Below are 15,646 nucleotides of genomic sequence, written 5' to 3'. Positions count from 1 at the left end.
TCTTCTCCCTCAACCGCCCGATGTTACTTGCGGCCGGTAACCCAACTGACTACAACAATAGCCATAACAGATAACGGAAGTGCAAACAGAATGGGGTCAATCACCGGAAAAGGATATGCCTCAATCAAAACATCTCTTCCGAACAAAGCCTTGCAAATGCCCATAGCCGCAGATTCTTTCTGATGTAAAAAGACCAGCGCGAACAAGCTGGCCAGCGTACCTACCCAAAGACTTGCAACAACTCCCTTACGTGTAGCGTTCTGCCAATAAAGAGCACAAAAATAAGCCGGAAGAAAAGTCGCCGCACATATACCCATAAAGATGGAAGTGCCGCGTGCAATGATATCATTGGGTAACATGTAACAGATAACATAACTCACCAAGATAGAAACTAACACACCCAGACGAATGACACTAGTCAGGCGTCCGCGCGAACGAGGTTTATACGTTCCGTAAATATCCGACCCGGCAGCAGCACCCATGGTGTGAAACTGTGAACTAAGCGTAGACATACTAGCCGAGAGTATACAAAGCATAAAGAGTGCAGAAAACCAGTCGGGCATCGCTTTGTTTATGAAATAGGGAATAATCTTATCGATGTCTTTGACTACTTCGGTAGCCACAGTGCCCTCAGTTTTAAGGAAGAACAAATTGCTCAAGGCTCCTGCATGATAAATGGCACCTACGGTTATAATTAAAAACAAACAACCGATAAACACCCCTCTATTAAGCTGTTTGCTGCTTTTCACCGTCATGAAACGTACCACTAGCTGCGGTTGCGCCAAACAACCAATTCCTACGCCCAAAATCAAGGAGGTAACCAGCGTATACCATTGAGGAGAACCGAATACAGGCATGGCCGTCCACCCCTGATGTCCCAGCGACTTGTACTTCTCGGGCACCAGAGGAGCCATATCGCTCAGCGCATTGTTCGCTTCGGTAAAGCCCATTCCCAATGTTTTATAGAGATAAAAAATAAGAAACAACATGCAAGCAAACATGATGACCGCCTGCAAAGCGTCTGTATACATTACCCCTTTCATTCCACCAGCAATCACATACGCTGCAATTATCAATGTAAAGATAAGAAGCGACACATTAAAATCAATCTGAAATATCTGTTCGATAAAAACGGCACCACCTTTCATGACTACTGCGGCATAGAGTGGCATGCCCAAAAAGATGACGGCAGCTACAAAAACCTGTATGCCGCGCGAATGGTAATGACGACCTAATAACTGAGGAAACGTACTGACATTTAACTTGGCACCCATGCGACGCGTTCGCAAACCAAAGAAAATAAAGGCAATGATTACCCCCACAAACATATTGAGGAAGCATAACCATTGAATGCCCATACCAAAAGCAGCGGCCACACCGCCAAAACCAACAATAGCAGAAGCTGAGATAAAAGTTGCTCCGTAAGAAAGAGCCATTACAATGGGGTTCATCTGTCGTCCGCCAACGAGATAATCACTTGCCGTGGTCGTTTTCTTATACCCCAAAAAACCTAAATAAGCCAATGACAGCAAATACGCTATCACAATCAGTCCAAGCGTAAATGTGTTCATCGGCTTTCATCTTTTTCGTCGTCCTTATTCCAGTATTTCACTCCAAACCAAGCTGAGAACAGCACGCACACTACCGATAACAGGTAGGGCAAAATGATAAGAGGGTCGTTGATTCCAAACATTTGTGTATCAGATTTTACGTTAATTCTGGCACAAATGTAAGGAATATCCTTGAAATACAAAACGAAAGTCAGAACAGATTCAATTTATTGTTTCGTGCATCATCCAATGAAACAATTTCACGTTGTACCGGTCTGCCCTTTTCTCGCAGAGACTGATACTCCGAACGAATCTCTTCCGCAAACGAATCCTTCAATTCCGGGTTCAATAACTTAGAGGCTACGCCGGCATTTTGCGATGCATCTTTCAGATAAACCACCGGTGAACTGTAAACAGGATCTATCTTCAGGGCCGTGTGCAGCTTAGAAGTGGTTGCCCCACCAATCAGTAGCGGTATATTAAATCCGGCTTTCTCCAGTTCGGACGCCACATGCACCATCTCTTCAAGCGAAGGAGTAATCAGACCACTCAGTCCGATCATATCCACCTTTTCTTCAATAGCCCGTTGAATAATCTTTTCGGCAGGTACCATCACACCCAAGTCGATAATATCATAACCGTTACAAGCCATGACAACTCCCACGATATTCTTACCAATATCGTGCACATCACCTTTCACCGTGGCCAGTAGCACTTTCCCGGCCGACTTCACATCAGCCGTTTTTTCCGACTCAATGACCGGTTGCAAAATGGCAACAGCTTTCTTCATGGTACGTGCTGTTTTCACGACTTGTGGCAAAAACATTTTGCCTGCACCGAAGAGTTCACCAACATAGTTCATTCCCTCCATCAGCGGACCTTCAATGACATCCACCGCTTTTTCGTATTGCGGTAAAGCCTCTGCCAAATCCTCTTCCAGAAAATCGCCAATTCCTTTGACCAACGCGTGCTTCAATCGTTCTTGCACCGTACCGTCACGCCAAGCATCATGCCTGATAGGCTGACTGTCGCCTGACGCTACAGTTTTAAGTTTCTCGGCCAATACAATTAAATCTTCAGCTGCATCCTTTCTTCGGTTCAGCACCACGTCTTCAATAATTTGAAGTACGTCGGCAGGAACGTCGGTATACAATACAGAAGTAGTAGGATTTACAATACCCATATCCATGCCCTTCTGAATGGCATGATACAAGAACACCGCATGCATTGCCTCGCGAATGTAATTATTGCCACGCAATGAGAACGATAAATTACTTACCCCGCCACTCACATGAGCCCCCGGAAGATTCTTTCGTATCCATTCGGTAGCCTGAAGAAAATCGACAGCATAATTATTATGTTCCTCAATGCCCGTTGCCACAGTCAGAATGTTCGGGTCAAATATAATATCGTGCGGATTGAAGTCTACTTTATCGACCAGCAAACGGTAGGCACGCTCGCATACCTCTATTTTACGTTGGAACGTATCTGCCTGCCCGGTTTCGTCGAACGCCATCACCACCACCGCAGCCCCATAGCGTTTCACGGCAGAAGCATGTTCAATAAAAGCCTCTTCACCTTCTTTCAGTGAAATTGAATTAACCACGCATTTACCTTGCAGGCACTTTAAGCCTGCTTCAATAACCTCCCATTTAGAAGAGTCAATCATGATGGGCACACGAGATATCTCAGGTTCCGAAGCAATCAGGTTCAGGAAAGTAGTCATTTCCTCTGCTCCATCGAGCAAACCATCATCCATATTCACATCCAGAATCAATGCCCCGTCTTCTACCTGAGCACGAGCAATGGATAGTGCCTCATCGTATTTCTTTTCCTGCACCAAACGCAAGAACTTGCGAGAACCAGCCACGTTACACCGCTCGCCTATATTTACGAAGTTAATCTCCGGCTTCACTTCCAACAATTCCAGTCCAGAGAGCCACATGCAATCAGGCTTACCTACCGGTTTGCGGGGCTCTGCGTTCTTTATCAGTTCCGCATATTTGGCTATATAAGCATCCGTCGTACCACAACATCCGCCAATGATGTTCACCAACTTTTCGTCAATATACTCCTTCACCTGTACAGCCATCTCCTCGGGCGACTGATCGTATGCCCCCAAACTGTTGGGCAGTCCGGCATTCGGATACGCACTGATATAATAAGGAGCCTTGTTTGCCAATTGCAACAAGAAAGGTTTGAGCTGACTGGCACCGAAGGAGCAGTTGAGTCCCACCGACAAAATATTAGCATGTTGCACAGAAGCCAGAAACGCCTCCAGTGTTTGTCCCGATAAAGTTCTACCGCCAATATCAGAAACCGTAACCGATAGCATCACAGGAACCTCAACTCCTACGACCTTCATAGCCTTTTCAGCAGCAAAAATAGCCGCCTTAGCATTCAGCGTATCGAAAATAGTTTCTATAAGAATCGCATCAACACCCCCTTCGAGCAACGCTTCAATCTGTTGCTGATAAGCCAGCACCAGTCCGTCGAAAGACAAAGCTCTGAATGCCGGATTGTTTACATCCGGGCTCATTGAACATGTTTTATTGGTAGGCCCTACCGAGCCGGCAACGAAACGAGGTTTATGGGGAGTCTTAGCCGAATACTCATCGGCTACCTCGCGTGCTATTTTTACAGCAGCCAGGTTTATTTCGCGAACATAATCTTCTACATGATAATCGGCCATGGAAACCGTTGTAGAACTGAATGTATTTGTTTCTATGATGTCGGCACCTGCTTCCAGATACTTGCGATGAATTTCCTGAATTACATCCGGTCGGGTCAGACACAACAAATCGTTGTTTCCTTTCAGTTGTCCGGGGATATTAGCGAAACTTTCGTTCCGGAAATCCTCTTCGCGAAGATTATACTGCTGAATCATAGTTCCCATAGCGCCATCCAATATCAGGATGCGCTCAGATACCAGTTGCTGGATAGTCTTTTTCATTATAACTGTTTGAATTAGTGACCGAACCGTTCGCAAACGGTTCACCTATTGAATACCTTGAAAACAGAATCGTTGCCACTGCCATGGCGGAGAAAAGTTAACGTTTAAACATGCGATCCATGTCTCTTTTATCATCCTTTTCCTTCAGCGATTCGCGCTTATCATACTGTTTCTTACCTCTTGCCAAAGCAACGACAACCTTTGCCAGTCCCTTCTCATTGATAAACATTCGTACAGGAACAATGGTGTAACCGGTTTCTTTCGTGCCTTTTTCGAGCTTTTTCAATTCCTTTTTATTCAGCAATAGTTTTCGGTCTCTACGTGCACTGTGGTTGTTGTAAGAGCCATAAAAATATTCTGCAATATGCATGTTCTTCACCCACAGTTCCCCGTTTGAGAAGAAACAAAAAGTATCTACCAAGCTAGCTTTACCCAGACGGATTGATTTTATTTCGGTACCGGTAAGCACAATGCCAGCCGTATATGTATCCGTCAGTTCGTAATCAAACGTAGCACGTTTATTTTTTATATTAACGGGAGCCAGTTTCATTTTCTATAATTAATTGAGTATTACTGTTAGTTTGTTGAACACTACCTGTATAATAGCCGGACAAAAAATAAGCAATGCAGATGCAAGTATGGTGAAGCCCACCTTTTTATTCTCTTTCATTTCATAAAGAGCCGATACACCTTCCCATGCCACATAGACTAAATAAAAACGAAGCAGCCAGCCAATAACGGTAAAGTCGGGCAACATACCCGTAACAATACTAATTAAAAAGGTGACTACAAGCGTATATCCGGCCAATTGTTGTGCCAACAATATATCATTCTTTAAACCAAACAATCTAACTCCCAAATGGTTTATGGCAAACGCTGCTAAAAAGTATCCGCCAAAAAGAGCCACAGCCACTGCGCAACATTGCGTCATGGCTAGTTGGAAACTCTGAGGGCCACTCCATCCGTACTCCAGCATGGAGCCAATGAATTCAGAGAGACCACATAAACCAATCATAGGATAAACGAATTCGGAAAATACCGCTCGCCTATCCGTATTGAAACGAATTTCCTCCCAAGCCTTGGCCGGAGAGGAAATCAATAACATCGCTATTTTAAAAATTCCTTTGTAATTCAATTATTCTTCCTTGTAGGTTAAAGTATATTTCTTTGTTGTTGCATCATCTAATATAATGCCCATACTGCTTTCTTGTGTCTCTACATTTATGGTAAAAGTTGTTTTACCTGTATTCATCTGAAAGTCATAAATAATTTGTGAAAGATCAAATGCTTTATAATATAAAGGCATGAAAGCCAAATTAGACATTACATAGTCATATGAAGTAGCATCCTTGCTCGTATCACCTTTTGAATTGTGACGCAAATAAAGATTCAGTTCACTAGAAGTTGCAGTTGTTTCTTCCGGATAATACACCAATGTAAAATAGTGCAATTTAGATGTATAATACGTTGCACCTAGCACTAGCTGCTTGTCCATCATGAAAACATTATTGCTTCCACCAGCAGTTAAAGTGATTATAGGAGCTGTTGATACAGAATCATTGCTGGCCCCTCGAGCTGAAGGCATCTCAGTTTTCGAATCCAATGAAACCGCATAAGTCAACTCAACTGTATAGCTATCAGTAGTCTGACCAGTACTAGAGGTATTTGCCACAGCAGAAGAAAAATAGATATACGCAACATTAGATGATGTTGAAAACTTATATGTACTTTCAACCGTAGCCAAAGAAGCAGTAGTTGGATAATATTTTATTCCATTTGCACCTTCAAAATGTACAGTTCCCATGTAATTAACAACTTTAACGATACTTCCAGCTGCTGTAGATGACTCACCTTCATCAATACAAGAAGTTAAAGAAACTCCCATTAAGAAAGTCAAAACCAATGCGAAAAACTTCATCTGTTTCATAATATTATATCAATGTGTGTTTTATATAGGTGTGCAAATATACAAAACAAAGAGAGATGCACACCGTTTACCCCTCTTTTTTTACTCTATTTAATAAATAAACGCACCCAACACACAAATACTGCATGGCTAATCCTTTTTTATTTCAGCAAATAAATCCAAGTGCTCGTCTACATAAGAAGCGATAAGCGTAGTAAGTTCCTCTTCCATCTCGAAGAATTCCTCTTCCAGGTCATCGAAAACCTCATAGTTTTCGTACATAGCCATAAATTCCTCTTCCGTGCGTTCTTTTTCAAGATCCTCACGGCTGGCATCATATATTTTTTTTGCTTTATAAATCAGCTTAGAAAAATCATGCGCTCCCCACAGCCTCATTGCTTTGGCAAAAGGATTATCAAAGATATAGCTACCATAACCGTTTTGAATTAACTGGCAGAAACCTCCCACCATAATTTCATCCCGAAACAATTGATAAGCTAATAGTGAATGCTGTTCTCCCGTTAGCAACGGCATGGTCTCGGCAGTCAAATTACCGCCCGTTGCTTCCAGGTATTTATCAGTAAACACCTTAATAAACTCATCCATTCCTTCACCGGCTGCATTGCGCAATGCCTCATCAGATACTTCTATCATACTATATGTATTAATCGTTGCCACAAAAGTAATCTTTTTGATTGAAAGCCCAATACTTCCACATAGAATAATAATTCATACACATCATAACAGACGCAGATTCCTAGTTTTGCAGCCTATATAAACATTGATATCATGAAACAGATTTTCTTACTTGCCTGCGCATTCCTGTTATCGAGCGCTTGTGCAAAGAACGACAACAACGGAACAGAGAGTATCATAACCCCTGACGAAGACAACACCGAAACAGTCGTAGCACCCGCCTTTCCGGGAGCTGAAGGTTTTGCCCGAATGACTACTACCGGCGGACGTGGCGGCGAGGTGTACCGTGTAACCAACCTTAACGACAGCGGCAGTGGCTCACTGCGCTACGGATTGAGTATGAGCGGTGCACGCACCATCGTTTTCGACGTATCGGGCATTATCGAGCTACAATCGACCCTGGAAGTTAAAAACGGAGACGTAACTATTGCCGGACAGACAGCTCCCGGTGACGGAATCTGCCTCAAAAACTACTCATTGGTGGTTAAAGCCGATAACGTAATCATCCGGTTCATCCGTTGCCGCATGGGCGATGAAAAGAAAAGCGAAGACGATGCCATGTGGGGACGTGAGCACAGCAACATTATTATAGACCATTGCACCATGAGCTGGAGTACCGATGAATGCTCTTCTTTCTACGGAAACAAAAACTTCACCATGCAGTGGTGCATCTTAAGTGAAAGCCTCACCAATTCCGTGCACGGCAAAGGCAAACACGGCTACGGAGGTATTTGGGGAGGCGAAGGTGCCAGCTTTCATCACAACTTGCTGGCACACCACAGCAGTCGCACTCCCCGTCTATGCGGCAGTCGTTTTTCGGGTCGTCCTGCCGACGAGTTAGTCGACCTGCGCAACAACGTGTTTTACAACTGGGGACCAACCAACGGAGGTTACGCCGGTGAAGGAGGCAGCTACAACTTCGTGGGCAACTACTACAAACCCGGCCCGTCGACAGCAACCAAAGAATCACTCACCTACCGCATCTTTTCGCCCAATGCCGATGACGGAACTCAAAAAAATGCAGCCGGAATCTGGGGCAGCTTTTACGTTCAGGCAAATTATATAGACAATACATGCAACGCTCTCACCGATAAAATGAGACAATACATTGCCCAAACCAATGAAGATAACTGGGTAGGCATACACCCAAACACCAACAACGGCGCACTTCCAGGCGGAAGCAAAGACGGTATCAAGGCCAATCAGGAATACAAAGTTGCCGCCGTAGGAACACATACCGCTGCTACAGCCTACGAGCGTGTATTGAACTATGCGGGAGCCAGTATGCAACGCGATGCTGTTGACACCCGCATTATTAACGAAGTAAAACAAGGCACCTACACATACACCGGCTCAAACGGAGGAACTAATGGTTTAATTGATTCGCAAGCAGACTGCGGGGGCTATCCCGAATACCAACAAGGAAGTAAACCTGCTGACGCCAACAAAGATGGCATAGCCGACAGCTGGGCAACTCAAAACATGCCCTCCGGAAAAACCTACAAAGACATTGACAAAAAAAGCGGATACAGCTACCTGGAACTTTACATCAACAGCCTGGTTGCCCACATTATGAAACAAGGTTGCGAAGGAAGCACCGCTTCACCTTGCGCCGATGACTTTTAACGGAATGTAATCTCCACTTTGCAATAAGCAGATTTACAGTCTTTTATTTGCTCTATTTCTTAAAAAAGTAATAAAAGTCAGATTGTATAAACCAAATAAAAGGACTAACTTTGCGGTCAATTGAAAAATTGTGGTTACAAAACTATATTATTTTACTTAAAAAAAGAGCTAATTATGACTTATTCACACGAAGTGGAACACATGTGTGTTGTGAAGAAAGGTCCTAACCATGGACCGGCTCCCATACCCGAAGAAGGCAGATGGGTAAAATCGAAAGAGATTGTAGACATTTCCGGTTTAACACACGGTGTAGGTTGGTGTGCCCCTCAACAAGGAGCGTGCAAACTAACTCTGAATGTTAAGGAAGGTATTATTCAGGAAGCATTGATTGAAACCATTGGTTGTTCAGGAATGACTCACTCAGCTGCCATGGCTGCTGAAATCCTTCCGGGAAAAACCATTTTGGAAGCGTTGAATACCGACTTGGTATGTGATGCAATCAACACAGCTATGCGTGAACTTTTCCTTCAAATTGTTTACGGACGTACTCAATCGGCTTTCTCTGAAGGCGGTTTGATTATCGGTGCAGGTCTTGAAGACTTGGGTAAAGGTCTTCGTAGCCAAGTTGGTACCTTGTACGGAACATTGGCAAAAGGTCCTCGTTACCTTGAAATGGCCGAAGGTTATATCAAAACTATCTTCCTTGATAAGAATGATGAAATCTGCGGATACGAATTCGTTCACATGGGTAAATTCATGGACGAAATCAAGAAAGGTACTGATGCCAACGAAGCTTTGAAGAAAGTAACCGGCACTTACGGACGCGTAACAGCGGAACAGGGAGCAGTTAAACACATTGATCCACGTCACGAATAATATAAGGAGGAAAGAAACTATGATTAGAGAAGTAAAATTTGAAAGTCAGGACCGTCGTATCAAAGGCATCATTGCTGCTTTGAACGCAAACGGCATCAAAGACATCGAAGAAGCTAACGCCATTTGCGAAGCTCATGGACTTGATCCTTATAAAACGTGTGAAGAAACTCAGCCTATCTGCTTCGAGAATGCAAAATGGGCTTATGTTGTAGGTGCTGCCATCGCTATTAAAAAAGGCTGCAAAGTAGCTGCTGACGCTGCCGAAGCAATCGGTATCGGTCTTCAGGCATTTTGTATTCCCGGTTCAGTAGCCGATGATCGTAACGTAGGTATCGGCCATGGAAACCTGGCTGCCCGTCTGCTTCGCGAAGAAACAAAATGTTTCGCTTTCCTTGCAGGACACGAGTCATTTGCAGCTGCCGAAGGTGCAATCAAAATTGCAGCTAAAGCCGACAAAGTTCGTAAAGAACCTCTTCGTTGCATCCTGAACGGTCTTGGAAAAGACGCCGCACAAATCATTTCACGTATCAACGGCTTTACTTACGTACAAACAGAATTTGACTATTACACATCAGAACTGAAAGTAGTTCGTGAAATCGCTTATTCTGACGGAGACCGTGCCAAAGTAAAATGCTATGGTGCCGATGATGTTCGCGAAGGTGTTGCTATTATGCACAAAGAAGGTGTTGACGTATCTATTACAGGTAACTCAACCAACCCAACTCGTTTCCAGCACCCAGTAGCCGGAACATACAAAAAAGAATGTAACGAAATGGGTAAGAAATACTTCTCTGTAGCATCTGGTGGTGGTACAGGTCGTACATTGCACCCTGATAACATGGCTGCCGGTCCTGCTTCTTACGGTATGACAGACACCATGGGCCGTATGCACTCAGACGCTCAGTTCGCTGGTTCTTCATCAGTTCCTGCTCACGTAGAAATGATGGGATTCCTAGGTATCGGTAACAACCCAATGGTAGGTTGTACTGTAGCTGTAGCTGTTGACGTAGCTCAGGCGTTAGGTAAGTAAATAAATACCTTATTCATACAAAACTCCTGTAGCTTCATTGGTTACAGGAGTTTTTTTATTTCCCTACGTAAATATGTTCTACATCAGATAAAATCAATTTGCGCACCATGATATTATATACCTTTGGCAAATTTGCCTTCTTCTTGTTTAAGATCATTTTAATCTTAGGCGGCAAACAGCAGCAAGAACTTTCATGATTCGATCAGAATAGACTTCTTTTTCCTCTTCTGATTTAGAGTACAAGTTTTCGGGCAAAGGAGGTAGATGAAACAAGCACTTTTGAAACGCCTGCTGTGCAGCGGTGGTTAGATAAATACTTGACAGGAAAGCTACAACAATCATTTTTAACTTATTCATAACCAATTCATATTAGTTATTTGTTACACAAAATTAGATTGAAAAAGAATAGCAATATTGTAAAAAGACAAAGTACATCTATTTAAGAAATAAGTACATCGAACATCTTGAGATCGAAAAGAATGATGGAATACACATAATTAAGGCTATCAATGAATAGCTATAAAAATATTTAATAATTAATTATGTTTTTAAAAACAAATAATTAACTTTGTTTGTACTAGTATTCAATATGAATTATAATAATTGAAAAGAGCGATAGATTGTTATATTATTATATATAAATGACAAGCTAAAAACAAACAAGCCAAGCATTATAATTTAATAATTAAAACAATTCAAGTTCCTACGCTTTTTAACCTTAATTTAATGCTGATTATTAGGAACAATCAGTACTTTAATAATATGAAAAAAAACATTATGATGACAGTTCTTACAATAGGTATAGGACTATCAAGTTGCTCGACCAGATTTGCTGTTACCTCCGGTGAAGAGAATCTAAATTCCCTTACTAAAATAACAGATTATGAGGATCCGTGTATTTATCCTAACGGTGGTGATAATGGTAAAGATTTATTTTTCGCTGTATTCGAAAAAAAGAAATACTATAATATTTATAAAAAAGAGAACGTTCTTACTAACGCAATTAGTCAAAAAACAAGTGGTAAAAATTACAATTGGGCTCCTTCATACAATACAACTACAGATCGAATAGCCTTTAGGTATTATGGAGAAGAAAGTCTTAACTCTGACATATATACAATGTCTGCATCAAGAGGAAAAACCCTAACGCAAATAACAGAAACTCAACAATCATTTGAAGATAATCCCTGCTTTTCGAAAGATGGAAAACTATTAGTTTTCAATAAAGTCTCACTTAAATATGCAAATAAAGTAGGTTTATTCCTTGTCGTCACACCTACAATCATTGAGTATAGCGAAATATGGGTGAAAAATATCGAAACAGGAGAATTAACATTATTAGGATCTGGTTATCAACCTAAATTTTCTCCAGATGGAAAAACGATTGCTTACGTAAAATATGCAACAGACGTCAAAAGTAGTAGTATATGGACTATGGATTTAGAGGGAACTAATCAAGTTCAAATAACAGATGCAAAAAAAGGATATGCACTAAACCCAGCATGGAGCCCAGATGGCAAAAAGCTAATTTTTCAATTAATAAAAAAAGGGAAAAAAGATGCTGATATTTATTCTATTGACATTAATGGAGAAAATCTAAAACAATACACTTCTAATAAATCATATGACGCAACTCCATATTGGTCTTCTGATAACTACATTTATTTCACATCTGATAGAGGAAATAAAAAAGGTGAATATCAAATTTGGAGATTTCAGATTATCGAAGAGTAATCTTCATATCCAAAAGCTATGATTAGTAGTTATGCAAACTCTTAACTTGACAGAATAAAAAGAATTATATTCAGATAAACTATCGATGGCAAGTAAATCCCTATAACTGAAAAGTTATGGGGATTTATATTGCTCTTATGTAAAATCGTATACCTTTGCATAGAAAGGAGTAAAACTATGACATTAAAATATTTACATAAAAGCATATCAGAACTGGAAAGTACCCCTCTGATGCCAATGTTGTTTGTTGGACACGGATCGCCGATGAATGCAGTTGAAGACAATGAATTTTCACGCATGTGGACCAGTTTAGGCGCTCAATTACCTACGCCACGTGCCATTGTGTGCATCTCGGCTCATTGGGAAACAAAAGGTACGCACGTAACAATAGGTAATCCGCTGGAAACCATTCACGACTTCTATGGATTCCCCAATGAACTTTATCGCCAGAAATATCCGTCGCCGGGATCACCCTCGTTAGCTCAGGAAGTAATAGATAACATCCAAAGCACACACGTAAAGGGCGACTATCAATGGGGGTTGGATCACGGCACGTGGACTATTCTTAAATACACCTATCCTTTGGCAAATATACCTGTTATTCAGATAAGTATAGATCACGACAAAGATGCGCAATGGCATTACAAACTGGGCAAAGAGCTTGCTTTTCTTCGCAGCAAAGGCGTTCTGGTAATAGGTAGTGGAAATATGATACACAACCTGCGCATCATGCGTATAGCGGGCAATGACTTCAATGCCGAGTATGGTTATGACTGGGCTTTCGAACTGAACGATATTCTTAAAAACAAGCTGATAGATGGAGATGACTTGGCACTGATAAACTACCGCTCATTGCATAAGGATGCTGAGCTGGCAATCCCCACACCCGAGCATTACATTCCGATGCTCTATGTATTGGGACTGAGAAACAAAGATGAAAAAGTCAGATTCTTTAACGATAAGGTAATTGCAGCATCGTTAAACATGACTTCTTTTATAGTAGGAGAATAGAGACAAAGGAACCAAACAGATTGCCATGAGCCAAGCCGATAAGATAAAAGGAGCCCTATTCGGACAAGCCATTGGTGATGCATTAGGAGCAGGCACCGAGTTCATGACTCGTGCTGAAGTACAACAACACTACCCTACCGGCCTGCGCAATTATTCACAGATACGCGAGGGCGCCTACCGTTCATTCAGACCAAAAGGTTACTGGACAGACGATACGGAAATGATGCTTTGCATTGCTCGTTCTCTTATTAAAGAGAAAGAAATAAATTACACATCCATCGCAAGTGAATTCAAAGCATGGTATAATACCAATCCGCCCGACATCGGTAATCAAACGCGTTGCGTGCTCGGCCATCCTCAATATGAACAAGAACCCTTTCGCGTGTCTCGTGCTGTTTGGCAACTCACAGGTGAAAAAAGTGCAGGTAACGGAGGCATAATGCGTACCTCTATAGTAGGCTTACTGCCATGTAACGTTATCAAAGAAGCTGAATCAATATGCAAACTCACCCATTTTGATCCGCGTTGCGTGGGCTCCTGCGTTATATACTCCATCCTTATTCATTCGTTGGTATACCACAATACCGTTCCGCCAATGAGCGAACTCAAAGAAATAAGTATCCAATACGACGAACAAATAGAAAAATTCCTGAACTTAGCAGAATCCGATACCTTGACCGCTCTCGCCCTTGACGATAAAGCGATGGGCTACACCCTTAAAACACTGGCAGCAGCCCTTTGGTGTTTGCATCACTGCAACAGTTTTGAAGAAGGTTTATTTGCCATGATTGATGCCGGAGGAGATGCCGACACCAATGCAGCCGTAGCTTGTAGTCTGCTGGGTGCCAAGTATGGGTATCATTCTATCCCCCATACATACATTGATGGATTGATAAAAAAAGAAGAATTAAATAAAGTTGCTGAGTATTTTGAAACAATTCACCTTCATTTATAGTATGGAGTTACTTCCAAATATTAGCTTCTCTTCTTTCTCTTTTTAAACATCAAAAATAACAACATCAAATAGTAGCCAGAGAGAAGAATATAAAAAGGAAGAAGGAACCAAGAAAAGCCTTGCATATAAGTATACCCTAGCACCAATAGTGTAGTAAGTATCGTTCCTACATCCGGTAACATCTGTTTTGGCAAAAATCTTTTTATTTCCATAGACTAAAACTTTTTATTTAATACAACGGTCATCACTACTCTTAACCGAAATCCCTATCATCGTAGTGGTCTCTAAAGCATTATTCCACACCGAATGTAACAAAGCACCTTTAACTAAAAACGATTCATTTTCACGTATAATGTGAGTGCTGTTTTCAAACAAAACCTTTGCTTCACCTCTTACCACAATAAACAAATGATCGTGCTCGTGCGTATGTAATTGAACAGGTCCTCCCCCGTTGGGTTCTAAATAAGCAATAGAACCGTTAATAATCTCACCGCAATTACCAAAAAGGTTCTTGGCAAGAAAATTTATATGTTCCGGAGGAGTGACAAAATTGGTAATCTTCATAGATTTATATTATTTAATAACAAAAGTAAAAAAATAGTTTCAAACAAAAAAGCATAAGTCATTCATTATTAAACACATAATATTATTTACCTTTGCAAAAAAGGACATGAATAAAATAGAAACAGTAATCTTAGACTTTGACGGGACAATAGCTGATACAAAAAACAGTATTATACAAACCATACAAGCTACATTAGAAATATTGGGGCTCTCCAAGGCCAATGAGAGTGAAATAAAAATAGCATAAGCTTAGATACCATTCAATTATTCCCGCAGGTTGTATCTACATTGCAAAACATTTATCAAAGAGGAATCACCATTACTGTTGCGTCCAGTAAAGGAAGAGATGCATTACTATTACTATTGAATAAGTTAAATATAAGCCAATACATCTCTTACACTTTGGGAGAACAAGACGTGGTAAACAAGAAACCTGCGCCCGACATGGTTCTTATGATACTGGAGCAAACCCAGTCAACTCCTCAACAAACGTTACTCATAGGAGATACCATTTATGATATAGCGATGGGGCAAGGCGCCAATTGCATAACATGTGGAGTTACCTACGGTTATAACACAAAGGAGCAGTTAGTAAAGCAAGGTGCCAATCATATTGTTGATTGTTTTGGTGATGTATTAGGAATGTGTATTTAAATTACAACGCCTATCTTACAGGGTTCTTTTGTGATTTGCTTTCAAAATTGTATCTTTGTCCTAACAGCAACAGCAAGAGTTGAGAAAGCAA

Annotated in this window: 18 protein-coding genes; 8 read left to right on the top strand and 10 right to left on the bottom strand. The window is 41.4% G+C overall.

The annotated features are described in order from the left end of the window. Positions 1-23 precede the first annotated feature (23 nt). The 7 genes from C511_RS0115360 to C511_RS0115330 all read right to left on the bottom strand — a co-directional run bounded on the left by C511_RS0115360 (position 24) and on the right by C511_RS0115330 (position 7,063). Positions 24-1,571, bottom strand: a complete 1,548-nt coding sequence (locus C511_RS0115360; protein WP_024996756.1) for a sodium:solute symporter family protein — start codon at positions 1,569-1,571, stop codon at positions 24-26. Continuing rightward, positions 1,568-1,693 carry a symporter small accessory protein gene (locus tag C511_RS18465; protein ID WP_262482345.1) on the bottom strand — a complete coding sequence of 42 codons (126 nt, stop codon included), beginning with the start codon at positions 1,691-1,693 and terminating at the stop codon, positions 1,568-1,570. The genes C511_RS0115360 and C511_RS18465 overlap by 4 nt, the downstream gene beginning before the upstream one ends. A gap of 68 nt (positions 1,694-1,761) precedes the next feature. Further along, the gene (gene metH / locus C511_RS17050; protein ID WP_051260547.1) at positions 1,762-4,503 is read right to left on the bottom strand and encodes a methionine synthase; all 2,742 of its coding nucleotides are present in this window, start codon (positions 4,501-4,503) and stop codon (positions 1,762-1,764) included. A 97-nt stretch (positions 4,504-4,600) separates the two neighbouring features. Beyond that, on the bottom strand, positions 4,601-5,053 hold the full coding sequence (gene smpB / locus C511_RS0115345; RefSeq protein WP_024996755.1) for an SsrA-binding protein: 453 nt from the start codon (positions 5,051-5,053) through the stop codon (positions 4,601-4,603). Positions 5,054-5,062: 9 nt separating this feature from the next. Next, positions 5,063-5,608, bottom strand: a complete 546-nt coding sequence (locus tag C511_RS0115340; RefSeq protein ID WP_024996754.1) for a Yip1 family protein — start codon at positions 5,606-5,608, stop codon at positions 5,063-5,065. A 30-nt stretch (positions 5,609-5,638) separates the two neighbouring features. Next, positions 5,639-6,430, bottom strand: coding sequence for a hypothetical protein (locus tag C511_RS0115335; RefSeq protein WP_027318373.1), 792 nt, complete (start codon positions 6,428-6,430; stop codon positions 5,639-5,641). 129 nt (positions 6,431-6,559) lie between these two features. After that, a complete protein-coding gene (locus tag C511_RS0115330; protein ID WP_024996751.1) occupies positions 6,560-7,063 on the bottom strand; it encodes a DMP19 family protein in 504 nt (167 codons plus the stop codon). A 135-nt stretch (positions 7,064-7,198) separates the two neighbouring features. Here C511_RS0115330 and C511_RS17045 point away from each other — a divergent pair, with 135 nt between their 5' ends. From C511_RS17045 to C511_RS0115315, 3 genes are all read left to right on the top strand, one after another. After that, on the top strand, positions 7,199-8,731 hold the full coding sequence (locus tag C511_RS17045) for a pectate lyase family protein (protein ID WP_024996750.1): 1,533 nt from the start codon (positions 7,199-7,201) through the stop codon (positions 8,729-8,731). A gap of 174 nt (positions 8,732-8,905) precedes the next feature. After that, positions 8,906-9,607, top strand: a complete 702-nt coding sequence (locus tag C511_RS0115320; RefSeq protein ID WP_024996749.1) for an iron-sulfur cluster assembly scaffold protein — start codon at positions 8,906-8,908, stop codon at positions 9,605-9,607. A 19-nt stretch (positions 9,608-9,626) separates the two neighbouring features. After that, complete coding sequence (locus C511_RS0115315; RefSeq protein ID WP_024996748.1) at positions 9,627-10,637, top strand: GGGtGRT protein; 1,011 nt, start codon at positions 9,627-9,629, stop codon at positions 10,635-10,637. A 153-nt stretch (positions 10,638-10,790) separates the two neighbouring features. Here the strand turns inward: C511_RS0115315 and C511_RS0115305 are convergent, their stop codons facing one another. Further along, positions 10,791-10,994: a hypothetical protein gene (locus C511_RS0115305; protein WP_024996747.1), complete on the bottom strand. Its 204-nt coding sequence runs from the start codon at positions 10,992-10,994 to the stop codon at positions 10,791-10,793. Between the two features lie 405 nt (positions 10,995-11,399). On the opposite strand from C511_RS0115305, the gene C511_RS17350 reads away from it, so the two are divergent. The 3 genes from C511_RS17350 (at position 11,400) to C511_RS0115290 (ending at position 14,337) form a co-directional block, all read left to right on the top strand. Beyond that, entirely contained in the window at positions 11,400-12,371 is a 972-nt protein-coding gene (locus C511_RS17350; RefSeq protein ID WP_051260546.1) for a TolB family protein, read from the top strand. A 177-nt stretch (positions 12,372-12,548) separates the two neighbouring features. Next, entirely contained in the window at positions 12,549-13,382 is an 834-nt protein-coding gene (gene ygiD, locus C511_RS0115295; RefSeq protein ID WP_024996745.1) for a 4,5-DOPA-extradiol-dioxygenase, read from the top strand. A gap of 25 nt (positions 13,383-13,407) precedes the next feature. Next, the gene (locus C511_RS0115290) at positions 13,408-14,337 is read left to right on the top strand and encodes an ADP-ribosylglycohydrolase family protein (RefSeq protein WP_024996744.1); all 930 of its coding nucleotides are present in this window, start codon (positions 13,408-13,410) and stop codon (positions 14,335-14,337) included. Positions 14,338-14,357: 20 nt separating this feature from the next. Here the strand turns inward: C511_RS0115290 and C511_RS0115285 are convergent, their stop codons facing one another. Then, the gene (locus C511_RS0115285; RefSeq protein WP_027318371.1) at positions 14,358-14,549 is read right to left on the bottom strand and encodes a hypothetical protein; all 192 of its coding nucleotides are present in this window, start codon (positions 14,547-14,549) and stop codon (positions 14,358-14,360) included. A 13-nt stretch (positions 14,550-14,562) separates the two neighbouring features. Continuing rightward, positions 14,563-14,901, bottom strand: coding sequence for a cupin domain-containing protein (locus C511_RS0115280; protein ID WP_027318370.1), 339 nt, complete (start codon positions 14,899-14,901; stop codon positions 14,563-14,565). 106 nt (positions 14,902-15,007) lie between these two features. On the opposite strand from C511_RS0115280, the gene C511_RS18600 reads away from it, so the two are divergent. Together C511_RS18600 and C511_RS17035 are read left to right on the top strand one after the other, a co-directional pair. Beyond that, entirely contained in the window at positions 15,008-15,148 is a 141-nt protein-coding gene (locus C511_RS18600) for an HAD family hydrolase (RefSeq protein ID WP_081698328.1), read from the top strand. Then, positions 15,145-15,555: an HAD family hydrolase gene (locus tag C511_RS17035; protein ID WP_081698327.1), complete on the top strand. Its 411-nt coding sequence runs from the start codon at positions 15,145-15,147 to the stop codon at positions 15,553-15,555. The genes C511_RS18600 and C511_RS17035 overlap by 4 nt, the downstream gene beginning before the upstream one ends. The last annotated feature ends 91 nt before the right edge of the window (positions 15,556-15,646 follow it).

This window comes from Bacteroides graminisolvens DSM 19988 = JCM 15093, assembly GCF_000428125.1.
In the GTDB taxonomy this organism is placed as follows: domain Bacteria; phylum Bacteroidota; class Bacteroidia; order Bacteroidales; family Bacteroidaceae; genus Bacteroides; species Bacteroides graminisolvens.
Note: the sequence above shows the minus strand (reverse complement) of the source record. Positions and strands in the feature narration are given on the sequence as shown.